Genomic DNA, 23350 nt, shown 5'->3' with positions numbered 1-23350 from the left:
ATCTTCAATGGTCTCGTGTGCCATTGCTAATTCTTGTTCAAGCATAAAAAAATCCCCATCAACGTTGTTGATGGGGATTATCTGCTAACTGCAAGATCGTTCAAGTCTTCTTAAACGATCGGCATTACACTAAATAGTGAGCCTTTTGATATCTGTTTAACGTAAAACCTCGGTCGAACGGTGCTTACGTTTCAAAGTAATAACTTTAGAAGAATTCAATCGAGTTACGGCCGCTTTTGTCGTCACGTGTTGGCTTCGGCGTATCCGCTTTCTTTTTCGTTTTGTTTTCTTTCTTCTTTTCTTTTTTCTCTTTCTTTGGTTCAGCCGTTGCGCTTAGCATTTCTGCTTTGCTTTTCTTAGATTCTTTCTTCTTAGAATCCTTTTTAGACTGACCTTTCTTCGCCTTGTTCTCTTTTTTAGGCGCTTCTTTCTTTTTCGGCTTTTCTGATTCTTCTTGTACTGGCTGATCACACACCACTACATAGTATTCTTGGTTGAATTCAAAGAAATCGCCATCGTACATTTTACGACGCTTACGCGTTTCTAGCTCACCATTTACCGCTACGTAGCCTTCAGAGATGATGTGCTTAGCTTCACCGCCACCACTCACTAGGTTAGCAATTTTAAACACTTTGTAGAGCTCGATTGGCTGTGATGAAACATCAATACCAATTGCTTCAATTTCAATCTCTTCGCCTTCTTCGCCCAGCTCTTGGCCTTCGTAATCAGCGTCTTCGTAATGTTCTTGGTCCATGGTGACCTCTACCTAAATATGTACTTCTGAAATATTGGGCGCAGTGTAATCTTAAAACAACTAAATGACCATGTTGAATTTATAGCTCAAGCCGAGGAAACGACAAGGCAAAACATGCACCATCCAAGTAACTTTCACCAACAGTGACATGTGCTTGGTGACGGTCACACACCTGTTTAACAATAGCTAACCCTAAACCATGGCCCGTTTTCCCCTTGTTCCTCGCTGCATTAGCGCTGTAAAAAGGATCAAACAAAAAAGGCCAATGCTCCGCTTCAACGCCTTTGCCGTCATCATGAACCTCAATAACAAATTCATTGTCGGTATACCATAACTCAATAACGATCTTAGTATCAGCAAACTTAAACGCATTCCTTACGATGTTATCCACCGCCCGATTGAATAATTTTAGATCGACATAAAAAGAGGCTGGAATTTTTAATGGCACCTTAATGAGATCGAGGGTTGTCTCTTTCTCCCAGATACTAAAACGTTCGTTTAGCCATTCATTAGCATCAATAGGTTGCTTAAGTAACTCAAAACCTCCCCTTTCCAAGCGGGCGTAATACAACAACTCATCGACCATGTCTTCCATTTCTTCGGTATCCGCAAGAATACGAGCTATAGCCTTAGACTGCTGCTTCGTTGGCGCCAAATCACTCAACAACTCAGCTTGCCATTGAATCCGGAATATAGGGGTTCTTAACTCATGTGCTACCGCGTTAGTCAAAGATTTATTACTATTGATTAAATCTCTTATCTTGTCTGCCATGACATTAAAGCTGCGGTTCAACGTCCCCAATTTTATGCTGTTCTTCTCAGATGCTCGCTCTAATAGTTCACCATGAGAAAAAGCCACTGTCGCCATTTCAAGGTTGTTTAATCGGCGCTTTATTCTCCAAACTAAAAACAGGCCACTAAACGCAAAACCAGTTATGGCAAAAACCCAAATAAGCCGGTTTTCAAACTTGATTTGCTTCCTCAGATAAGAATCTTTGTTCTTAGATAACTCATATAACTCATCACTTCCAACCAACCTCAACCAAAGGAAGTATTCGTCATGGTAGTAGACATTTCGGCCTTGTTGCTGAAACGCTTTTCTCACTAATTCTGGAGCGTTATCAAATGGGATGATTCGCAGGTTTTGCCGAGTCTTATTTGCAAAATTTTTTAATAGATTCTGCGTTTCAAGCAAACCTTTTTCGCGGTAAACCACATCAATCAATTCTTGATAAGCTTCTGCTTCATGATCTCGTAATATGTATTCGTAGTCAGTGCTTAACTTGTAAACAATAAAAGCATAGGAATATATACTCACTAAGAAGATGACAGTCAGTCCCACTAGATATTCAAAATAGATACGTCGCATGTTATTTATCAGCTACCGTTACCAACGTTCTGGTACGAACAAGTAGCCTTTGCCTCTTACAGTGATGATCTTTTTAGGTGGGACAGTTATGTCGTTAAGCTTTTTACGTAAGATTACGATTTTGTTATCGATAAAACGATCAATGCCATCGTAATCTACCCCTCTCAATTCTTGAGTAAGAAAATTACGTGATAGCACTTGCTCCGGAGAAGAAGCTAATAACCAAAGCAATTCAAATTCACTCTCCGCTATCGATATGTCTTGTCCAATATGCGTACAAACTTTGGTAACACGATTTAAACTTAACTTACCAAAAACCAACTCATTCTTACTCACTTCAGAACTTACAGAACTTACAGAACTTTCAGGGATACGACGTAAAAGCATCCTCACTCTCGCCAGTAACACTCTTTGACGAATGGGTTTACTAATAAAGTCATCGGCGCCAGTTTCTAAAGCGGCTACATGATCGAAATCATCATCGCTCGCCGTAAGAATCAGTATTTTTCCATTAAACTGACTTCGCACTTGTCGGCAAATAGTCAGTCCATCAACTTCTGGCAACATGAGATCAAGTAGAACAATATCGGGCTGAATAGTTAAAATTTGCTCACACGCTAATGCTCCATCAGAAATAGTGACGACTTCAAAAGATTGGCTTTCAAAGTACTCCTGTAACATCTCTCTTAAGATGGGGTCGTCTTCTACGATCACGAGTTTCGGGTTGGTCATAAATCCTTTTCACCATGCCTTCTGCTAACTTGCGAACTGCTTATTTATCTAAAAATTCAGCACATTCTTTTACATAGCTTCTATTTATAAAAATAACAAAAGTATCTATATAACATATAAATAAAAGGTAATGCAGCTAAAAATAGACCAAAAGCTCTTAATTTTATACTCAAAAAAACCGGCCACCTTAACAAGGTAACCGGTTCTATTTATAAGTTTATTTGAACATTCGTTATTTAATCATCATAAATAGGGAGCTGCTCAAATGCACGGCGGAATGATACGTACTCATTTGAACTCCACAGACGAAGCTCCTCTGGGTCGTAGTCATACACTTCTTTGTGAGATGCATTGAGAGAGCTTGTATTATTCTCAGTAATTTGGTCACCAAAGATCTGCGCCACGTTAAACATATTCTCTAACTCATCGCCTTCAAACTTGCCAATCGCACTGTTTTGTGCCGTTTGTAGGCGAGCTAAAGAGTTACACTTACGCTTCATATGATCTTCATCTGACTCACCATCCACTTTGAAACGCAGACACTTGTCGCCCTCTTCTTCATACTCTTCAAACATACGGTCAAACATAGTCCAACGCGCAAATCCAGTAGTGTCTCGAAGTGCAACCAACGCATCCTTATCACCGATTGCAATAATACGGGCTTCATTGCGATCACGTGTATTTCTAAACACTGACAGAGCATTACGAACACGGTAAGGCAGGCCATTTAGCTTCTCGACTCGAGCCTTTTGATCTTCTTGGTACAGAGCACGTGACGCCACAGCATTGGCGAGCGTATTACGCGAGTTCAAAGAGTAGTTCACGCCTTTCCATGTAAACTTGACGCCATCAGGGTCAGCAGAACTGCTGTTTGCCAAGTTGATATGGATTGAGTCGCTTAAACCCCTCACCGAGTCACTTAAACCATACTCATTTGCACGGTTGTATTTGTTCAGGTTTGCTAGAAGCGTGCCAAAGTAAGGGACTGTTGTATCTTGCGGTGAACCTTCCGTCCAGTATTCAAACGCCTCTTGTCCGCCCATTACAAAGTAACGTTTCATCGGCCATAAGTATGACGGTACAGCTTCGATTGTTTTCGCTAGGCTTGGTTGGTAACGCAAAACCGTTTCAACGTAGTCTCCATTACCATCGACGAAGATCGCTTGACGTGCTTCTGGTCGGCCTGCTAAATCAGACAAATGTGTATATAGCTTCGTTATCTTATCCGATAGGTCAATCAGTGCTAAGCTTGAGTTCTCTGTTGAAATATACGGAGAATCACGACGCACCAACATTTGTGCTGCTAGCAATTTGTCAGGCCACACACCAAGCAAGTCCATGGAGTTAGAGGCTGTTTGATACGGGTTGTTCGCCTTCAAGCTAGCCCAGATATGACCGTCACGAGTCTCCGAACGCATAACAACTTCGTTGCTTTGACCTTTCAACGTTTGAACAAGCTCTTCATCAAAACAGCTCGTTGGAACATCCCGATTTGACGACATACCAGTTTGGTATGTTAACCATAGGTCAGAAAGCGTTGCGAAACGATAACGGTTTGGCACCCCATCAACACCACTTAGCTCTTCCAACTCACATACTTTGTCGGGTGCCGTTAACACGTCAAGGAAGAAGTCTGCAGCCATATTTGCGGCGTTGTAAGTGTCACAAATTGGACGAAGGCCTGCCGACATATTATCAAGTGGTACTGGATTACCACGCCAATCTAGACAGTTATTCTCTGCGATTTCTTCAAAGACTTGTCCTTTATTATTGGTTGTGTCTGCACCGATGTAACGCGCAAATACAAAATCAATTTCACCGACGTTTTCAACAATGTCACGAATTTTCTGGAACTCATTCATACGCATCCAGAAGTACTCATACTGCTTGTACTGCGTAAACCAATCACGACCGTTTCTTCGGTTTGCCGTTTCGTAGCTATCGTAGTAGCGTTGGATACGGAACTCTGTGATTTCAGTGAGAGACGTACCTTCATCAAAGCGAGCACAGTTTAAGCTTGTGTAGGTATGTTCATCGGTACAGAAACGGTAACTCGCAAGTTCTGGGATATCATCTATACCCGCATTAGCGCGAAGGTGTGCAATCACGCCAGTAGGGTAAGCATTGTAATTCTCTGTCAACTCGCGGTCGTACTTAGAAAGAGAGTAAGTTTTACGGAGTTGAGCACCTGTTTTGTCATTAACTGAATCACCAACAAATTCATTGGTTTCTATTTCACGAGCATAAGCAAATTTAAGTGCAGCTTTATCATATTTACCGAACACAAGTAACTCATCAAAAATTGAGGCACCATAGTCCATTATTGAACTGTAAGCAGCGGGTTTTGCTTGGTGACCCAATGTGCTGCGTGCTAACTCTTCTTCTGTGTAAAAATGCGCTTTGTCTGTCGAACCCATGAAGTTATGACGTAAACCTAAGTTGTGGCCTAATTCATGAATCAAAGTCGACTTAAACATATGCTTAGATATCGCTTCACTTGCGAGTTTCTGCTGGTCAAGATCGAGGGCGTTCCACGTTTTCATGGTGTTCTGCTCGTCGTCAGCAAAGAAACCACCATTGGTATAGTCAATACCTGTGATCAAACCTTTAGCTTTGGTACTCAGCCACATTGCATCTTCGCTATAAACATTCTGCTCAGAGAAACGCTTAAGCATATCTTGACGCTTGTAGAAAGTTTGAAGTACCAAATCCTTGTTGTTCACATCAAACTGATGATCAAGGTCAGCCTTTGGAGTTTCATTGACAAATTTTCCATGTCCTACAAACGCCATTTCACCTTCTGTTACAGCAGGAACAAATTGATCTGGCCCACGATCGCTCGCGACCATGTCTGTAAAGGCATCAATGTCAGTTCGAGGCTCAGCAACCGGTGCTGAGCCACCATCTCCAGCATCAACATTCTGTATTTCTTCAGCAACAGGTTCTAGTTTCGAAATTTCCTGACGGTTGTAACGCAATGCTAAATCATCCCAGTAGCGACGAGTCGTGGTACGAATCACACCAAGGTATTGATTGACGTGTGCGTGAATGATCTCACCCGTAAGTGGGTTAGTTGCGGAAGGCCCGTAACCCAACAAACCATTGTCTACAGGGTCTGCAATAAGATTAAACACGTTATAACGAAGGTCACCAGATTGAATACCCGCTTTCGCATCAGTATTTACAATTTTAATTGGCGGCACACCAGTACCTTCAAGTGACTCATTCACCTCTTTCATGGTATCAATCGTCAATTGACGATACGCTTCATTGCCTTCGTCGAAATAGCTGTCACTTAGATAGTAATCAATCGACTCTAGGCTCGGGTTGAAACGGTTGATGTAAGCAAAGCGTGACCCTTGTACATCGCTCTCACCTGTGTGTGTTTTCTTGGCTTTGCTGTCGTTAAAGAAGCCATAGTAAGCACTGTCTTGCCCCTGATAATAAACTGGTTCGTAGTTTGAGCTCGCTAGTTTATCTAGTTTGACTAGCGAATAGAAAAAACGTGTCTTAAATGACAAATTATCCAAATTACCAAATTGGTCAAATTGATACCTGTCTTCTGGATCGGCTGTAAATGTACGTTCAATTTCGACGTTAATTACACCTTCTTCCGGGTTGTACTCATATGAGATAACACGTGGGTCAGCACTCTCAGTTACGTTACTCGCTGTATACCAAGTGCTGAGCGTATCTTTCGATAGCGATTTGATATTTTCGTAGTCAGGGATAAAGTGCGTCGCGTTAGTCCACTCAACGTTTTCATCACTATTGATCTCTTCTTTGTTCGTGCACTCACCATAACCATTTTCGGCACAGCGATACTGACGGAATTCGCCAGGAATTTTCAATACTGGCACCCGGTTGATGTCAGAACCCCAACGACTTGGCTCCAGTGAATCTACTTTATCGCGATCCAATGCTTCAACATAGATACCGTTAGTTTTGTCAAAGCGCAGTTTAACTAGCTTTGGATCGCCTTGGAAAAAGCCACGCTGAGTCATAGCATAGCGAGGAGCTTCACCAGTCGACGGCATGTACATCCAAAGTGATTCCGTATCTAAAGATTGAACAGAAATCTCTTCGGTTGGTTTTTCATAGGTGTCATAGGCACGATCTTCGGCCCCACACCCGCTGAGGATTGCGGCAATACTTGCTGCGATAATTGCGTGTTTAAACATAATTTACCTATATTTATAATTATATTACATTTTTATTTCTAACTATCTAATTTCAATGCGAACGGAGCAATATTAGAATTGATAGTTAATCACTGCGTAATAAGTTGTTTTCTTTAAATCGACTAAATCATTAAGAGGATTTGAACCTCTTTCTGGGTTGTAATAACTAATGCCATTAGTCAATCCAGCAGAAATAGAAATACTCTTAGTTATTTGGTAACCCACCTCTCCCCCATGTAATAGAGTTGGATCAAACGTGTTCCCGCTATAATCCCATGACTGTCTAGGCATTACGAAAATGTTAAAATAGAAGTCTTCTGCAAAAACATAATCAAGAGAAAATTGGCTACTCAATTGGTATTCAATAAGCTGATTACCACCGGCTGTTTTATATTCGTGAAAGTTTTTTCTAAGTAATAACGTATTACTCAATGAAAGCCCTTCAATCCAATTATCGAATGGAGCACTCCACCTGACTTTCAACCTAGTTCCTAACGTTAGATCGTTCCTCCTTGACCATTTAGACGTTGGCAATATTACTCTCACCTCACCACTCAGTGATGAACCATCAGTTGGTTTGAATAGTCCATTGCGCCCCCATGAGATGGACGTATCATTCCAGAACTGTCCCCTAGTCCCATATTCATCACCGTCGGACAAGTGGTAACCTGACGCAACAACTTGGAGTCGAGATTTGTCTGAAAACGAATATCGGACAACGCCAGTTGCAGAAGCCGAACGGTTTGCTAAAGACGCACTGTCTTCATATCCGTTTCGAGAATAGTCAGCACTAATGTATCCAGACCAAGGGTTTTCATTGTTTTTGGACTCCCACTCATCTTGCAAATTATTTGCTAGGGCGAGCGAAGGCGCCACCAGCATGAACGCTGGCAACATAAGTAGTTTATTCATATTTTCCTTCTTGTATTACACTTCCGTATTATATCTACATTTTCTTTTTCCAGCTTTAAGCCTGTTTAGCTAACCTCGTTGTTTTTATTTTATTCCTTTGAGATGGATGCGTTATTGGAATCGACGCCAATAGAGTTTTTGTATATTCTTCTTTTGGGTTTTTATAAACGTCTTCCACACTTCCAAACTCAATTATTTTACCTTTTTTCATTACGACCACATTATCTGAAATGTGCTTAACGACAGAGAGATCATGTGAAATAAAAATAATGGAAAGGTTCATCTCTTTTTGTATTTTTAGTAATAAGTTCAATATCTGTGCTTGCACAGAAACATCTAATGCCGATACTGACTCATCGCAAATCAATAACTTTGGCTTTAATGCTATTGCTCTTGCTATGCCTATACGCTGCCTTTGCCCTCCAGAAAACTCGTGCGGATAACGGGTTACGGCGGAGTGAGGTAATCCGATCTTATCGAGTAGCTCTAAAACCCATTGCTTTCGGTCTTTCTTTGAACCAATCCCATGAATAATAAAAGGTTCTTCAAGTATGCCGCCTACTGTATGCCTCTGATTCAATGATTCTAGAGGATCCTGAAATACAATCTGCATATCTCGACGAAGTGGACGCATTCTTTTTGTACTGTAATGGGTGATGTCTTCGCCTTCGAAAAAGATCTTCCCAGCGGATGGCTCATACAGTTTGAGTAATGTTCTACCAAGCGTACTTTTTCCACAGCCAGACTCTCCAACCAGACCTAACGTCTCACCTTGCTTCACTGAGAATGAAACACCGTCAACAGCCTTGATTACATAACCTTTCTTAAATAGGGTCTTACCTGATAGAAAATGCTGTTTTAGCCCTTCAATTCTAATGACTTCTGACATAATCAATTCCCCTTGTATTCTGGGAATTCATTCAAATCAATTGGGTTGATTTGAATGGTTTGTTTCGGCTCGACATTGAGATCTGGAATTAAGCTCAAGAGTCTTTTTGTATACGGATGTTGTGGGTGATCGAAAAGTTCGAAAATTTCTGCATGCTCAACAATACGTCCGTCATACATCACAGCGACTTCATCGCAAATTTCCGCAACAACACCTAGATCATGAGTGATAAAGATCACTGCCATCCCGGTCTCTTCTTGAAGCTCTCTTATCAGTTCCAAAATTGATGCTTGAACCGTTACATCTAATGCAGTCGTCGGCTCATCGCATATCAAGATGTCAGGCTTACATGCAAGAGCTATTGCAATCATTACCCTTTGTCGCATCCCTCCTGACAGGCTATGAGGGTATTCTTTAAAACGTAGTTTCGGCATTGGAATTTCAACTTTTTCAAGCAAACCAATTGCGTACTCTATCTTTTCAGACTTAGACATCTGGCTATGGTGTAAATCCAGAACCTCGACAATCTGCTTGCCAATTGTCTGAACAGGGTTCAAGGCAGTCATAGGGTCTTGGAAAATGATTGAGATACGGTTCCCACGCATCTTATGCATCTCATGTTCAGGTACCTCTGTAAGGTCTGTATCACGATAAATTATTTTTCCAGCCGTGACCTTTCCATAAGGCTTAGGAAGTAGTCCCATAATAGACATGGAAGTTACGCTCTTCCCACTGCCCGATTCCCCAACCAAACCGAGTGTTTGGCCTGATTTCACGTCAAAGGACACACCTTTCAGTATCTTGACAATGCCTTCATCAGTACTGAACTCTGCTTCTAAGTCACGAACTTTTAGTACAATATTTTGGTTCATTCCACGGTCATCCTTAGAGCTTATATCTGTCATCAATGATGGTGATGGGTGGATATGCTTTACCTTCTTTAGAAGCCAACTGAGTTTCTTCTTTTAGGTCTGTATCAATCCAGAAATTACTGGTATCTAAAATATTAAACATGGCGCCAGTCTTCTTCGTCATTGGGTTCTTTGGGAACTTAATCCAACGCCAGTAGGCATCTCGTGTATAAGGCACCATATAGCCAGGCACAATGACATACGCATCTTTTATTTTTCTTTGGATGTTCTGAGATAGCTGCTGTTTCCTTTCCATATCAAACTCAGAAATAAACGCCTCAATTTTCTGATCTAGCTCTGGTGAACTGAAATTTGTATGATTATTAGTTTGAGGACGGTTGGCATTTGTCGAGTGAAAGTACTCTTTGTAAGCTGGTATCTCCCCTCCGCCCATATTAAGAAAAGCAAGCTGGTGTTTTTTCTCGAGAATAAATTTGAATGCAGCAGAACCATCAACAAGGTTTAAGTTGAGCTCTAGACCAGCTAACTTCGCTTGCTCTTTTAGATAGGCAACTCTTGGTGTCCAAATGTTGTAGCCATATGTAATTTTGAAACTCAAACGAACCCCACTGGCGTTCATACGAATACCATCAGAACCGATACTATCGAAACCTGCAGATTCGAAATAACCAATCGCAAGTTCAGGTCTAAACGGTGGAGCCTCTACACCCTCTAAATCGTATTTACCGTGTCCAAATCCCATAGCATGAGGTTTTCTGGAGTAATCGCCTCGCAACACGTTTTTGATCATGCCATCAAAGTCAGTAGCGTAAGTAATGCCTTTTCGAACATTAATGTTGTTCAGCAGTGGCATGGATGTATTTATCCATAAACCGCCAGCGCCTTGTGGCCTTTGATTGAAGCCCCAGAATTTTTGGATAAAACCATGGCTAAAAGGTTCTGAGCTGGTTTTCTCATGCCACAGTTGAGGCTGTACCATCGCAAACGTGTCTAACTTTCCCTTTTCAAAGTGCTTACGTGCAATATCACTATCACGAATTACCTTGATGCGAAGTTTTTCCACGTTAAATCGGTTTTTATAGTATTTATTGCCGTAACCCCACCAGTTATCACCAACATGTGAAAACGTAATGCTGCGGCCTTTATTTACTTTCGATATGTAATAAGGCGACGTTGTAGGCTCTGACTTGAAGTTATATTTACGAACAAAATTATCATCCATGCCATCCTTATTCCCATCGTTAATATCAACAAAATGATGCTTGGGACGAGGCTGCACTCCGTGACTCGGCATATTGATAAGAGCCATAAGTTCATCGTTACTTTTAGGCTCGGCCATCGTAATACTGATCGTATGGTCATCGAATTTTTCAACGGCCTTGATGCTGTTGCGGAAAAAGTCGTTATACCAAGGATCAATAATGTCTTTCGAACGGTAATACGTCAGCATAAATAGATAGTCGTCAGCCGTTACGCTCTCTCCGTCAGACCATTTCGCATCAGGATTCAGTTTGAAATAAACTGTCTTGTGATCATCCCCAAATGCCCATTCATTCGCCAGTTGAGGGATCCAGCGGTCTGTATTTGGATGTCGTTGCGACAATTTAGGTGTGCCATCCATTAAATAGAAACGAATGCCGGAGTTCGCGTCAGGGCCAACTGAACGCAGTGTTTGTGGAAAGCTAGGCATATAACTGCGTAGTGTGCCTCCGCGCTTAGCTTCATCAGACGCAAATACTGGATCAACCCAGTTACTATGCCATTCCAAATTGTCTGGTGTTTGCTGTGCTTGAGCTAGAAAACTCAACAACAAAGCGAATAGTCCATATCTGTACATCATCACTTCCTAGTGCTTATCTATAAACTGTGTATTTTTTTGGATCAAAGGCTGTTCTTATCGCTTCACCAATGAATGTAACCATAACCAACACACCGACTATTGCGGTCACAACAGAACCAACAATCCATGGGGAATCTAAGTTTGACTTACCTTGCTGAAGAAGCTCCCCCCAGCTAGGGGTAGGTGGAATAAGACCTAAACCTAAATAATCCAATGCGGTAAGAGCTGTAATGTTTGCAGCAATAGTGAAAGGTGCCAAAGTAACGATCATTACCATTGTGTTGGGTAAAATATGGTGAAAGATGATCCTTGCTGTTGATGCTCCTAAAGCCTTTGCTGCTAAGACATACTCTCGGGCCGATTCTCTGTAGGTCATCGTCCGCATATACCAAGTAATACCCATCCACCCAAAAGTCACATTAATCAATACGAAAAGCATAAACGTTGGTTGCGCTATCGAAACCAAAATCATGATCACGTAAAGGAACGGAACCATAGACCAAGTCTCAATGATTCTTTGAACAATCAGATCAAACTTGCCACCAAAGAAACCCATTGCACAGCCCACTGTTACACCAATGCTGTATGCAATGATCATTGTTATCAGAGCAAATCCCATTGCAGTTCTGAATCCGTAAACCAGTCTGGCTAAAATGTCCCGGCCGATCACATCTGTTCCCAAATAGTGTTTTGAGTATGCACTTGGAGCATGTGGTGGATATTCGCCGGAGAAGTCTTGTTCATAAGGATTCCAAGGCACTAAAGGTAGAATCGCAAAGTCGCCATTGTTTTTATCTTTAAGCGCTAATTGAAGCAGTCGATAGTTTGCCTCTCCCGAAGACTCCAAACCAAATGTCTTACCTGAGTAAACATCAGATACAATGGGAAAGTAATATTCCCCCTGATAACGCACCACCAAAGCCTTACTGTTGATCAACGCTTCAGCAAAAAGAGACAGTAACAACATTACAGATAGAATTATCAGCGACCAGTATCCACGCTTTATTTGTTTGAATCGCTTGATCTGCTTTAGCGTCAACGGATTTAATTTAATCATCATCAAGCTCCAAACTTCACTCTAGGATCAACCAATGCAACGCAGACATCAGACAAGATATTGCCAAGCAGCAATATGCAAGCGTTGATTGCGACAATACCCATAACCACGGGGTAATCTCTTTCTACAATTGATTCATAACCAAGCAGGCCTATACCATTGATATCGAAAATGACCTCAATTAAGAAAGAGCCCGTCATAAAGAAAAGAAGAGAGTTGCCAAAGTGGCTAGCGATTGGAATTAAACTATTGCGCAGTGCGTGTTTACGAATCGCCTCTCTGAAAGGCAAACCTTTAGCGATAGCGGTGCGAATGTAATCTGACGATAAGTTTTCCATCAAATTATTCTTCATGGTCATGGTTAACGTCGCAAAGTCACCTATCAGGTAACAAAGCAAAGGTAAGACCGCATGCCACAAAATATCAGTAATTTGCTCTGAGAAAGTATTGAAGTCGTCGAAGTCATCATCAACAAAGCCCCCCATTGGGAACCACTCTAGGTGATAACTGAAAAACGTAATAAGAAGCACGCCGACTACATATCCCGGTAAGGCATAGCCGACAAAAATCATGATTGATGAAACAGAATCAAAAACGCTGCCGTGCTTCATCGCCTTAAAATAACCAAGAGGAATCGAGATAAAATAACTAATGAAAAAGGTAACACCACCATACATAACAGAGACTGGCAGGCGCTCAAAAATCATGTCACTGACAGGTTCGTAGTAGCGTGTCGACTCGCCTAGATCAAAATGAACAAGTCGAACTAACCATTCGAGATACGCTTCCGTTACCGGTTTATCTAATCCATAAAATTTATTTAGATCAGCAAGCTGATCTTCAGACAGAGCTGAGTTTTGGCCAACGAGACTAGACGCGCCACCACCGTCCCCTTGAGGCTGCATATTTGCAAGCATCCTCTCAACAGGGCCCCCAGGGACAAATCGCGTAATCGCGAATATCAAAATCGTAATACCAAGAAACGTAGGTACAACTAAAGAAAAACGTTTCAGTAAATATGCAATCATTCTAACTAGCCAAATTCCATTTAAAGCAATATTTCATCAATTTAATCAATAAAATAAAGTAGTCAAATGGTTACATTTACCTACATTAGCTTACAATTCCATTTAATTTCAACCAGTTCAATTTAAAAACTTTACCCTTTAAAATCATAACCTTAAATTAGATATCAATAATAATTTGGAATTAGAAGGTATCGTTAATATTTGTTTGTAACTTAGAAAGTGAACCGCTTAGACAATTCAAACATGTTTGTAAGCTGCATTGATATGGTGACAAATCGAAATCAAATGCAAAAAATCGCCACTGTGAAACAGAAGCGATTTATTGGTCTAATGAGAGAGGAGCTAATCTATGAGTAATGTACTTAGCTACACACCACCAACATTGGAAAGGCTCACAAGTTGCTTGGTGTAGTCATGCTGCGGATTACCAAACAGAATCTCAGTGTCACCCTTCTCTATTACCTCGCCTGCTTTCATCACAATGGTGTAATGACATAAGGATTTCACGACATTCAAATCATGACTGATAAACAAGTAGGTCAGCCCATATTTTTCTTGAAGTGACTTCAGTAAATCCAGTACTTGAGCTTGGACGGTTCTGTCTAATGACGATGTTGGTTCGTCTAGCAGGATAAACTCTGGTTTAAGGATCAAAGCACGAGCAATCGCAATACGCTGCCTTTGTCCGCCAGAAAATTCGTTGGGGTAACGGTGGCGAGTTTCTGGGTCTAAGTCGACCTCTTTCATTACGTCACAGATGCGTTGGTCGAGTTCAGTGTCATCCAATTTCTGATGAACCAATAAACCCTCACCAATCACCTGAGCAACCGACATTCGAGGGTTCAACGCAGAAAATGGGTCTTGAAATACAACTTGCATACGGCTTCGAAACGGAAGCATCTGTTGGCGGTTTAAGCCTTGGATTTGTTCATCAGCGTAGGTAATTGAACCTTCACTTTGCACCAATTTGAGTATCGCCATACCGGTTGTCGATTTACCAGAGCCGCTTTCGCCAACTAAACCGATTGAGTGCCCTTTCTTCAAAGTGAACTCCATGTCTGTTACGGCTTTGACATGAGAAATGGTTCGCTTGAATAAACCGCCCGTAATCGGGAACCAAACACGAAGTTGATTAACATCGAGCAGAGGTTCACTTTCCGGAGAAACTGGAACGGGCAACCCTTTCGGGTCAGAGTTGATAAGCTTTTGCGTATAAGGGTGAGCTGGCGCATTAAATAGTGTTTGGCAGTCGTTACTTTCAACCAAGCGACCATCTTTCATTACCGCTACTCTGTCAGCAATTTTACGAACAATACTCAAGTCATGGGTGATAAAAAGCATCGCCATACCCAGCTCTTGTTGCAGGTCTTTCAACAAATCCAAAATCTGCGCTTGTACCGATACATCCAAAGCCGTAGTGGGCTCATCGGCAATAAGTAACTCTGGCTCGTTAATCAGTGCCATCGCAATCATCACGCGCTGACGCTCTCCACCTGATAGCTCGTGCGGGTACGCTGATATCTTCTGCTCTGGGTAACGAATACCCACCTTTGAAAGCCACTCTATCGCCAAGGCTTGAGCTTTATTGGTTCGCATACCACGGTGAATAGAGAGAGTTTCAACCAGCTGCTTACCAACTCGGTGAAGTGGGTTAAGCGAAACCATGGGCTCTTGGAAGATCATACCAATGCGGCCACCACGAATCCCACGTAATTGTCTTTCAGAACAACTCAGAATATCGGTGCCAGAGAAGTTAATCTTACCGTTTAAGTAGTGCGACGAGCCTTTAGGCAAAAGTTTTAGAATCGAGTTAGCTGTAACCGATTTACCGGAGCCACTCTCGCCCACCAGCGCGAGCGTTTCACCTTTGTATATTTCTAAAGAGACATCTTGTGTCACTTGTTCTATCGAATCTTTTCGTCCAAAACCGACAGACAATTTATCAATTGTCAGAACTGGAGATGCATTAGCAGCCTCAGCTGTTGACCCTGAAGTAGGAACTGTATTTGAAGTCATAACCTATCCTTACTTCTGTTGATGTGGGTCGAAGGCATCACGTACCGCTTCACCAACGAAGACAAGTAACGTAAGCATCAGTGAAAGCACGACGAAAGCAGAGATGCCAAGCCACGGCGCTTGCAAGTTCGCTTTACCTTGCGCCAACAGTTCACCTAACGAAGGCGAGCCCGCAGGCAAACCAAAGCCTAGGAAATCTAATGAGGTTAACGTGGTGACCGATCCAGAAAGAATGAACGGCATCATGGTTAACGAAGCAACCATCGCATTGGGCAACATATGACGAAGCATAATGCGTTTGTCGTCAACACCCATCGCTTGCGCGGCTCTTACGTAATCAAAGTTTCGACAGCGTAGGAATTCAGCTCGTACTATGCCGACTAAACTCATCCAGCTGAACAACACCATAATTCCGAGCAGCCACCAGAAGTTCGGCTCAATAAAGCTAGACAGAATGATCAGCAAGAATAGGGTCGGCATGCCAGACCAGACTTCAATGAAACGCTGTCCAAACAAGTCGACCCAACCACCGTAGTAACCTTGCGTTGCCCCGACTACGACACCGACCACACTCGATACAATCGTCAAAATAAAACCGAATAGAACCGAAATACGGAACCCATAAATGATACGAGCCAATACATCTCGCCCTTTATCATCGGTTCCTAACCAGTTCACTGAATCAGGCTCCGATGGCACTGCGCCGGAAATGTCGAAGTTTATCGTGTCGTAACTAAACGGAATGATTGGCCACACGATGTAACCGCTGTCTTCAATGAGTTCGATAACATACGGGTCTTTGTAATCCGCTTCGGTTTCAAACTCGCCGCCAAACTCCGTCTCAGCGTACTCATTGATAACAGGCACAAACCACTGATTATCATAAGAAACCAATAATGGCTTATCGTTGGCGATTATCTCAGCAAACAGGCTCAATCCAAACAAAATGGTAAATATCCAAAGGGAGATAAAACCACGCTTATTTGCTTTAAAACGTAACCAACGAGCTTCAGCTAAAGGGTTGTTAAACATTTATTATCAATACCTTTTTATTCGTTCGCCATTAACGCGCTTCAAAATCAATTCGAGGATCAACCCAGGTATAAGTCAGGTCGGAGATAATGCTCAGCACCAAGCCAAGCAAGGTCATGATATAGAGAGAGCTGAACACCACGGGATAATCTCGCTGAATGGTCGATTCAAAGCCAAGCAAACCAATACCTTCTAGTGAAAACATCACTTCAATCAACATAGAACCCGTGAAGAAAATACTAATAAATGCGCTAGGGAAACCGGCAATAATGATCAGCATAGCGTTACGGAAAACGTGCTTGTAGAGAATACTGCTCTCATCCAAACCTTTTGCTCGCGCCGTCACCACATATTGCTTATTGATTTCATCAAGGAAGGAGTTTTTGGTCAGCATGCTGAGTGTTGCAAAGCCACCGATGACCATAGCAAAAATAGGCAAAGCTAAGTGCCAGAAATAGTCGCCAATTTGCTGATACCAGTTGAGTTGGTCGAAGTTACTCGACACGAGCCCACGCAATGGGAACCAACTGAAGTAGTTACCACTCGCGAATAAAATAATCAGAATGATCGCAAATAAGAAGCCCGGAACGGCATAACCAACAATCACCACCGCACTCGACCAAATATCAAACCGAGAACCGTGATGTATCGCCTTCATGATGCCCAAGGGTATCGAGATCACGTAGATGATTAACGTACTCCATAACCCTAAGGAGATGGAAACAGGCAGTCGCTCGATGATCAAATCAATCACGTTGCCGCCCTTAAACAGGCTTTCACCAAAGTTAAAGGTCGCGTAATTTTTCAACATGTCGAAGTAGCGAACATGAATCGGCTTATCAAAACCAAACTGCTTTTTGATCTCTTCAACCACTTCAGGATCAAGCCCGCGCGAGCCTTTATAGCCACTGGCAGACGCTTGGTCACTTTCGCTTAAATCAACTTCTTGTCCACCACCAGAAAAACGCTCCATGATTCCAGAGTTATGCCCTTCTAACTGAGCAACGGCTTGTTCTACCGGACCTCCTGGGGCAATCTGGATGATGAAAAAGTTGATGGTGATGATCGCCCACAGCGTGGGGATCACCAACAATAAACGTCGAAATATATACGCGGCCATGCTAACTAACTCCTAGCGACGTTTTTCAGGAAGCAAAGCCGCCTTCTCTTCTGAAATCCACCATGTATCGATACCTAAATCGTATTTAGGCAATACATCTGGACGCTCAAACTTGTCCCACATTGCTACGCGATATTCACCGACGTGCCATTGCGGGATGTTGTAGAAATTCCACTGCAATACACGGTCAAGTGAACGACCTAACGTAAGCAGCTTTTCAGGATGCTGTTGGTTACGCGCAATTTCTTCTGTTAACGCGTCAACCACTGGATCGATAACACCTGCAGTATTGTAAGTAGAATCAATGTAGTTAGAGTTCCAAACGATCATTAAGTTCGGGCTAGGATAAGGGTTTGCGGAAAATGACGACGAAACCATGTCGAAGTCACGATCACGCAAGCGCTTGATGTACTGAGTGGTATCGATGGTACGGATCTTCATCTCGATACCCATGCGCTTGAGATTCTTTTGAACCGGCGTTGCGATTCGTTCCGTGGTTGGGCTGTAAATCAACAACTCAAATGACATCGTCTTACCGGTCTTTTCGTTGGTCATTACTTTGTCTTTCAGTACCCAACCCGCTTCTTTCAACAATTTGAACGCGGTGCGCATTTGGCTACGAATACGGCCGCTGCCATCGGTGACTGATGGCTGGAATTCTTCAGTAAAAACTCTCGGTGGAATTTGGTCTTTGTATTGAGACAACAACTCAACTTCAGCTTCGCTTGGTAAGCCTTTCGCTTCATAGTCAGTGTTTTGGAAGTAACTACGAGTCCGTTTGTACTGACCATAAAACATGTTCTTGTTCATCCACTCAAAGTCCATCGCGTACGTTAACGCTTCACGAACTTTAGGATCAGAGAACACAGGAGATTGAATATTGAAGACAAAACCTTGAGTCGTTTCAGGCTTCTCATGGTTGATCTCTTCTTTAATGATGTAGCCTTTATCGAAGTTTGCGCCCGTGTAAGAGTTGGCCCAGAACTTAGCCGAGTTCTCGGTTCGAAGATCGAACTCCCCTGCTTTAAACGCTTCCAGCATTACTGTGTCATCGCGATAGTAATCGTACTGCACTTGCTTGAAGTTATTGCGACCCACGTTGACTGGTAGGTCTGCTGCCCAGTAGTTTTCATCTAGGCCGTAGGTCACACTTTGGCCTGATTTGTAGTTGATGATCTTATAGGGACCACTACCGACTGGTGGCTCACTTAAAGGTTCAGACAGCTTTCTGTCTTTCCAGAAATGTTTCGGCAATACACGAGTGCTTTGTGCAAAGCTGAACAGTTTTTCGCGGTTTGGATGGTTCATTTCAATACGAACAACCAAATCAGACACCGCTTTTACTGACTTAATCTCTTTGTAATACACACGATACTGAGGCACACCTTCGTTTGAAAACTTGTCAAAAGTGAAGGCAACATCGTGCGCGGTAATAGGTTCGCCATCTTGGAATTTAGCATTTGGGTTGATGTCGATTTCCATCCAAGTGAAATCACTGGCGTAGCGAACCTTTGAAGCAATCAATGGATAGTACGCATCAATCTCGTCGCTCGGAGAAAACATCAAGGTATCGTAAATCTCTCCGGTATAACTTGCAGCAACGCCGCGGGAACCGAATCGATTAAAGCTATCGTAGGTACCTATACTGCCATAGGTCACTTTGCCCTGCTTTGGCGCATCAGGATTAACGTAATCGAAGTGAGTGAAGTCGGCTGGATATTTTGCTTCACCAAAACCAACCAATTGTGTGGCTTCAATAACGGTGACAGCAGGAGTGGATTGGGTATCAGAAGCGTAAGTAACGGAGGATTGTAAAGCAATAAGCGGCAGCATAACTGCACAGGACTTTAAATTAGACCTGAAAAACTGAGTGCGCTGCGAGGCTTTGCGTCGAAAAACTGTTCCCATTTGACTCTCCCTTCAAATGTCATGAATTCGATATTCAAGTTGATTAATCGGCTTTGAATGCATGCCGTTAAATCAAGTATAGGTTCAAATCTAACATCATGTAATAACTAATAAAACCATCAGCACCCTAACTCTTACCGTTTATTTACAATTAACTCGTCACCACTCGAATTTATTTGATGACGCAAGCTAAAGCTGCGTCACAATAATCTCACTAACGTAACTGACAGAAGCGTCACTGACTTTGATTGGCTTAATTAATCAAACTTAACCCCCAAATAATCAACAAACTATACTTTACTGGAGTATCCTTTCTGCCTAGGTCTAAATGGAATGACACTTTGAATAAACCAAACCACATAACATTCGCAACGTTCAATCTTTTGAACTACCTCGAACCACCGAATGCTTACTATGATTTTGAGAACATCTACAGCTTCGATGAATGGCAGAAGAAACAGCACTGGATGGCTGAAACGATTCGTTCATTAGATTGTGATGTGATTGGCTTTCAAGAGATATTTAGCCCGCAGTCTTTAGAGCAGTTAATGAATCAACTTGGCTACCCTTACTTTGCTGTTGTCGATAGTGCACGCGTTGAGGATGACTACTTATATACCTCACCTGTCGTTTGTATCGCTTCCCGTTACCCGATTGAAAACGTGCAGCCTGTTACGCCAGATTCGAAGTTACTGAAAGCGTTCAACCTTAGTGACAACTTCTCATTCAACCGAACACCTGTTCATGCCACGATTACGTTACCTCATTTAGGTTCAACCGACTGTTATGTTGTGCATTTCAAATCGCAGCGTCCGACGGAGCCAAGAACTGAATCTGTCGATTCGGATAACGCTCAGCAAGGCGCAAAGCCACAAAGTGACACGCTCACTCGCTTCCACCAAGAACAACTTGGCTCTTGGTTATCGAGTGTTCAACGCGGCCTTGAAGCTCAGATGCTGCATCAATACATCACCAATCATCGCTACCAAACCAATCAGCCAGTCGTGTTGATGGGTGACTTTAATAAACCATTATTCCACGATGAGTTTAAAGGGCTGTTGAGTTACGCAATCAACCGAGACGAAAACAGCAAGCATTGGCTTTCCCACTTCCGCTTAAAAGACAGCTGGGATATTTATCATCAATTGCATGAACAAGACTTGCTTGAACAGCGTAAACCAACCCATTACTACGGCGCTTCTGGGTCTGTACTGGATTACATTTTGATGTCGAACGAATTCGATTGTCAGAACTCTTCAAGTTTGATGGAATTGTCTGATTACACAGTGGTCGATCATCACCTCATCAATCCAAGCTTCGAACACGATCAATTCAGTACGGACCATGCCATCGTTGCTGTAACCGCTCATATTCGTGAAGCTTAACTGCCCGATGCAGGTTCGCTTTAAAACAGGCGTCTTACCTAATCCGAACATGTAAAAACGCAAGCTGTAACAGACAGAAAAAAACCGCAGTCAAAAACTGCGGCTTTCCACTTTAGCCAAACGGGTTGAGCCAACCGACGCCCCATTTAGAACCGATTTACCGTTTAGCAAGGTGTTAAACTTAGAATGTGTACATTGCGCCTAAGTAAAAAGAGTCCAGAACAACGGTTTCTTCTGTCTTGTGTCCGTTGTCGTTATCTTCGATGTCAAAAGCATCGGCTTCGTACGCTAGGCGAAAGCTCAACGAAGACATTGTAGGTGGTGTATATTCAACACCAACACCCATACGGATGCCGTCTCCCGTATCATCAAAACCACTTTCTGAAGGGCGAGAGCCGTCTGCGAGCTTCATGTCTAGATCAATAGTCGATAAACCGATAGTACCAAACGGACGAACGCCATTATCAAACGTGTAACCAAGATTAGCCGTTACTGAAAAGATTTGAGGTGTCCAAGTGAAACCATCATTACGACCTGGTGATTTAGCTACAACATCACCAAAGTCCGTGTATTGCGCTTCAATCGCAACGATGCGATTAAATTTGTAACCGGCAATCAAACGATATGTGTTGTCTTCTGCTTCAAAGCTAACGGGTACATTTACAGAATCAAACATGCCACCGTCATCCACACCAGACGTACCGATTGCACCACCTAGGTAGAAACCGCTGTCCGCTGCTATTACGTTGTTTGCTGAAAATACTGACATCATTGCGATGCTTAGAAGAAATTTTTTGTTCATTACGGCTTGACCTTACTTAATGCAAATCAAGATTGTTACGCCTTCCTGTGCTTCACAATCTTGTTAGAGTTATCCGACACCCCGTCGAATTGGCAAGCAGGTTAATCTCACATAAAACAAAAAAATAAATAAAAATATAATCACTTTGTAATCTCATACAACACAATCAGTTATAGCTAAATAACCATTTGAATAATCGACAAATAAAATCCATCTATTTCTTAAAAAAACCTCCCATCAATTTTCAAACCATCCCATTTTTAGATTTTATTCGTGCAGACTTACGCATGCTTACTTTCAACAGTGACGTTATTTTGCATAATCCGCGCGCTTTATCTGCTATCCCAACCCACTCCTCCACAATGAATAATGAGAAAGATCGAAAAACAATGAATAACGAAATCCACTTTGGCGACCTAACTCTTAACGTAGATACTCGAAACATCACGAACAAACAGGGGAACAAGATCTATTTACGTCACCACTTGTTTTCCGTGCTTTGTCTACTGTCGAAAAGCGCCGGACAACCCATCCCTAGAAAAGACATCGTGAACGCATGTTGGGGAAACGAAACGGTGCCGACACAAGCACTAACCAATGTCATTTATTGCTTAAGGAATGTTTTTGTTCGCTTGAGAGCATCTAACATCAAAATTGTTACGATTCCTCGATATGGCTATACGTTGTTCGTCATACCCAATGCAAATGAAGCTGGATATGTAGCGATAGAAACACCCCTTAAAACCTCCCCTATAGAAGCTGTTCAAAATGTTCCGGTGAATAAACTTTAGCTCCCTTTGCCTTAAGTTAACGTTACGTTGCCTTACCTTCTTAATTGCCGATGAAAGTGATTGCGATCACCAAAAAACGCCTCATCGAAACGTTTCGATGATCGTTATCACACTCTAAAACAATCAAACGTGCAAATGATAAATCACACACTATTATCACTATCGAAACGTTTCGATGGCTTTTTCTTGAGTTGTTCTCAACCCATTAAACGTTATTTTTCGATAGGTCGTGATATGAAAAAAAGTACTCTAATAAACTCTGAACTCTCTTACCTAGTGGCGACTCTTGGCCACACAGATGAAATCACGATTTGTGACGCGGGCCTGCCGATTCCAGACCACGTAACTCGTATTGATCTTGCTTTAACTCACGGTGTTCCGAGCTTTCAGCAGACAGTAAAAACCATGCTGGATGAATCTCAAATTGAAGGCGTTGTAATCGCAGAAGAGTTTGCGAAAGTAAGCCCAGAGCACCACGCTGCGCTGATTGATTTGATCAAGACAGAAGAAGCGCGTTGCGGCAAACCGCTTTCGATTACTTACATCACTCATGAAGAATTCAAAGAGCGTACGCATGAAAGCCGCGCGGTTATTCGCACTGGTGAATGCACACCATACGCAAATGTTATTTTCCAAGCTGGCGTAACGTTTTAGCTTAAGCG

18 protein-coding genes are annotated in these 23350 nt (G+C 42.4%); 3 read left to right on the top strand and 15 right to left on the bottom strand.

What is annotated here, in order from left to right:
* Nucleotides 1–205: 205 nt before the first annotated feature.
* The 14 genes from L3V36_RS07305 to L3V36_RS07240 form a co-directional block, all read right to left on the bottom strand.
* A complete protein-coding gene (locus L3V36_RS07305) occupies nucleotides 206–754 on the bottom strand; it encodes an RNA-binding S4 domain-containing protein (RefSeq protein WP_102446717.1) in 549 nt (182 codons plus the stop codon).
* A 79-nt stretch (nucleotides 755–833) separates the two neighbouring features.
* Nucleotides 834–2123 carry an ATP-binding protein gene (locus L3V36_RS07300; RefSeq protein WP_102446718.1) on the bottom strand — a complete coding sequence of 430 codons (1290 nt, stop codon included), beginning with the start codon at nucleotides 2121–2123 and terminating at the stop codon, nucleotides 834–836.
* Nucleotides 2124–2141: 18 nt separating this feature from the next.
* The gene (locus L3V36_RS07295; protein WP_017094580.1) at nucleotides 2142–2855 is read right to left on the bottom strand and encodes a response regulator; all 714 of its coding nucleotides are present in this window, start codon (nucleotides 2853–2855) and stop codon (nucleotides 2142–2144) included.
* 236 nt (nucleotides 2856–3091) lie between these two features.
* Entirely contained in the window at nucleotides 3092–7036 is a 3945-nt protein-coding gene (locus tag L3V36_RS07290) for a zinc-dependent metalloprotease (RefSeq protein ID WP_102446720.1), read from the bottom strand.
* 72 nt (nucleotides 7037–7108) lie between these two features.
* Nucleotides 7109–7948, bottom strand: a complete 840-nt coding sequence (locus L3V36_RS07285) for a hypothetical protein (RefSeq protein ID WP_017089911.1) — start codon at nucleotides 7946–7948, stop codon at nucleotides 7109–7111.
* Nucleotides 7949–8003: 55 nt separating this feature from the next.
* Nucleotides 8004–8837 (bottom strand): ATP-binding cassette domain-containing protein, encoded by an 834-nt coding sequence (locus tag L3V36_RS07280; RefSeq protein WP_102446721.1) that lies wholly within the window; start codon nucleotides 8835–8837, stop codon nucleotides 8004–8006.
* A 2-nt stretch (nucleotides 8838–8839) separates the two neighbouring features.
* Nucleotides 8840–9709: an ABC transporter ATP-binding protein gene (locus L3V36_RS07275; protein ID WP_171310623.1), complete on the bottom strand. Its 870-nt coding sequence runs from the start codon at nucleotides 9707–9709 to the stop codon at nucleotides 8840–8842.
* A 13-nt stretch (nucleotides 9710–9722) separates the two neighbouring features.
* Nucleotides 9723–11546 (bottom strand): extracellular solute-binding protein, encoded by a 1824-nt coding sequence (locus L3V36_RS07270; protein ID WP_102444883.1) that lies wholly within the window; start codon nucleotides 11544–11546, stop codon nucleotides 9723–9725.
* A gap of 16 nt (nucleotides 11547–11562) precedes the next feature.
* The gene (locus tag L3V36_RS07265; RefSeq protein WP_029405077.1) at nucleotides 11563–12606 is read right to left on the bottom strand and encodes an ABC transporter permease subunit; all 1044 of its coding nucleotides are present in this window, start codon (nucleotides 12604–12606) and stop codon (nucleotides 11563–11565) included.
* 2 nt (nucleotides 12607–12608) lie between these two features.
* Nucleotides 12609–13634 (bottom strand): ABC transporter permease subunit, encoded by a 1026-nt coding sequence (locus L3V36_RS07260; protein ID WP_102446722.1) that lies wholly within the window; start codon nucleotides 13632–13634, stop codon nucleotides 12609–12611.
* A gap of 366 nt (nucleotides 13635–14000) precedes the next feature.
* Nucleotides 14001–15650: a microcin C ABC transporter ATP-binding protein YejF gene (gene yejF, locus L3V36_RS07255; protein ID WP_102446723.1), complete on the bottom strand. Its 1650-nt coding sequence runs from the start codon at nucleotides 15648–15650 to the stop codon at nucleotides 14001–14003.
* 9 nt (nucleotides 15651–15659) lie between these two features.
* A complete protein-coding gene (locus tag L3V36_RS07250) occupies nucleotides 15660–16682 on the bottom strand; it encodes an ABC transporter permease (protein WP_004730360.1) in 1023 nt (340 codons plus the stop codon).
* A 31-nt stretch (nucleotides 16683–16713) separates the two neighbouring features.
* Nucleotides 16714–17802 carry a microcin C ABC transporter permease YejB gene (locus tag L3V36_RS07245; protein WP_004730359.1) on the bottom strand — a complete coding sequence of 363 codons (1089 nt, stop codon included), beginning with the start codon at nucleotides 17800–17802 and terminating at the stop codon, nucleotides 16714–16716.
* 12 nt (nucleotides 17803–17814) lie between these two features.
* Nucleotides 17815–19710 (bottom strand): extracellular solute-binding protein, encoded by a 1896-nt coding sequence (locus L3V36_RS07240; protein WP_102446724.1) that lies wholly within the window; start codon nucleotides 19708–19710, stop codon nucleotides 17815–17817.
* Between the two features lie 341 nt (nucleotides 19711–20051).
* On the opposite strand from L3V36_RS07240, the gene L3V36_RS07235 reads away from it, so the two are divergent.
* Complete coding sequence (locus L3V36_RS07235) at nucleotides 20052–21095, top strand: endonuclease/exonuclease/phosphatase family protein (protein ID WP_102446725.1); 1044 nt, start codon at nucleotides 20052–20054, stop codon at nucleotides 21093–21095.
* 181 nt (nucleotides 21096–21276) lie between these two features.
* Here L3V36_RS07235 and L3V36_RS07230 read toward each other — a convergent pair whose 3' ends face one another.
* Nucleotides 21277–21897 carry a porin family protein gene (locus L3V36_RS07230; protein WP_102446726.1) on the bottom strand — a complete coding sequence of 207 codons (621 nt, stop codon included), beginning with the start codon at nucleotides 21895–21897 and terminating at the stop codon, nucleotides 21277–21279.
* 389 nt (nucleotides 21898–22286) lie between these two features.
* Here L3V36_RS07230 and L3V36_RS07225 point away from each other — a divergent pair, with 389 nt between their 5' ends.
* Both L3V36_RS07225 and rbsD read left to right on the top strand, forming a co-directional pair.
* Complete coding sequence (locus tag L3V36_RS07225; protein WP_102446727.1) at nucleotides 22287–22688, top strand: winged helix-turn-helix domain-containing protein; 402 nt, start codon at nucleotides 22287–22289, stop codon at nucleotides 22686–22688.
* A 234-nt stretch (nucleotides 22689–22922) separates the two neighbouring features.
* Nucleotides 22923–23342: a D-ribose pyranase gene (gene rbsD / locus L3V36_RS07220; protein ID WP_029222043.1), complete on the top strand. Its 420-nt coding sequence runs from the start codon at nucleotides 22923–22925 to the stop codon at nucleotides 23340–23342.
* Nucleotides 23343–23350 lie beyond the last annotated feature (8 nt).

This window comes from Vibrio sp. G-C-1 (assembly GCF_021728015.1).
GTDB classification, from domain to species: Bacteria; Pseudomonadota; Gammaproteobacteria; order Enterobacterales; family Vibrionaceae; genus Vibrio; species Vibrio splendidus.
This window is presented reverse-complemented; position numbering and strand designations above follow the sequence as displayed.

Coding starts and splice junctions, on each gene's coding strand:
- L3V36_RS07265 (WP_029405077.1), bottom strand. CDS start 12,606: ATGATTAAATTAAATCCGTTGACGCTAAAGCAGATCAAGCGATTCAAA.
- L3V36_RS07290 (WP_102446720.1), bottom strand. CDS start 7,036: ATGTTTAAACACGCAATTATCGCAGCAAGTATTGCCGCAATCCTCAGC.
- L3V36_RS07305 (WP_102446717.1), bottom strand. CDS start 754: ATGGACCAAGAACATTACGAAGACGCTGATTACGAAGGCCAAGAGCTG.
- L3V36_RS07230 (WP_102446726.1), bottom strand. CDS start 21,897: ATGAACAAAAAATTTCTTCTAAGCATCGCAATGATGTCAGTATTTTCA.
- L3V36_RS07250 (WP_004730360.1), bottom strand. CDS start 16,682: ATGTTTAACAACCCTTTAGCTGAAGCTCGTTGGTTACGTTTTAAAGCA.
- L3V36_RS07280 (WP_102446721.1), bottom strand. CDS start 8,837: ATGTCAGAAGTCATTAGAATTGAAGGGCTAAAACAGCATTTTCTATCA.
- L3V36_RS07295 (WP_017094580.1), bottom strand. CDS start 2,855: ATGACCAACCCGAAACTCGTGATCGTAGAAGACGACCCCATCTTAAGA.
- L3V36_RS07275 (WP_171310623.1), bottom strand. CDS start 9,709: ATGAACCAAAATATTGTACTAAAAGTTCGTGACTTAGAAGCAGAGTTC.
- L3V36_RS07240 (WP_102446724.1), bottom strand. CDS start 19,710: ATGGGAACAGTTTTTCGACGCAAAGCCTCGCAGCGCACTCAGTTTTTC.
- rbsD (WP_029222043.1), top strand. CDS start 22,923: ATGAAAAAAAGTACTCTAATAAACTCTGAACTCTCTTACCTAGTGGCG.
- L3V36_RS07270 (WP_102444883.1), bottom strand. CDS start 11,546: ATGTACAGATATGGACTATTCGCTTTGTTGTTGAGTTTTCTAGCTCAA.
- L3V36_RS07300 (WP_102446718.1), bottom strand. CDS start 2,123: ATGCGACGTATCTATTTTGAATATCTAGTGGGACTGACTGTCATCTTC.
- L3V36_RS07225 (WP_102446727.1), top strand. CDS start 22,287: ATGAATAACGAAATCCACTTTGGCGACCTAACTCTTAACGTAGATACT.
- L3V36_RS07260 (WP_102446722.1), bottom strand. CDS start 13,634: ATGATTGCATATTTACTGAAACGTTTTTCTTTAGTTGTACCTACGTTT.
- L3V36_RS07245 (WP_004730359.1), bottom strand. CDS start 17,802: ATGGCCGCGTATATATTTCGACGTTTATTGTTGGTGATCCCCACGCTG.
- yejF (WP_102446723.1), bottom strand. CDS start 15,650: ATGACTTCAAATACAGTTCCTACTTCAGGGTCAACAGCTGAGGCTGCT.
- L3V36_RS07285 (WP_017089911.1), bottom strand. CDS start 7,948: ATGAATAAACTACTTATGTTGCCAGCGTTCATGCTGGTGGCGCCTTCG.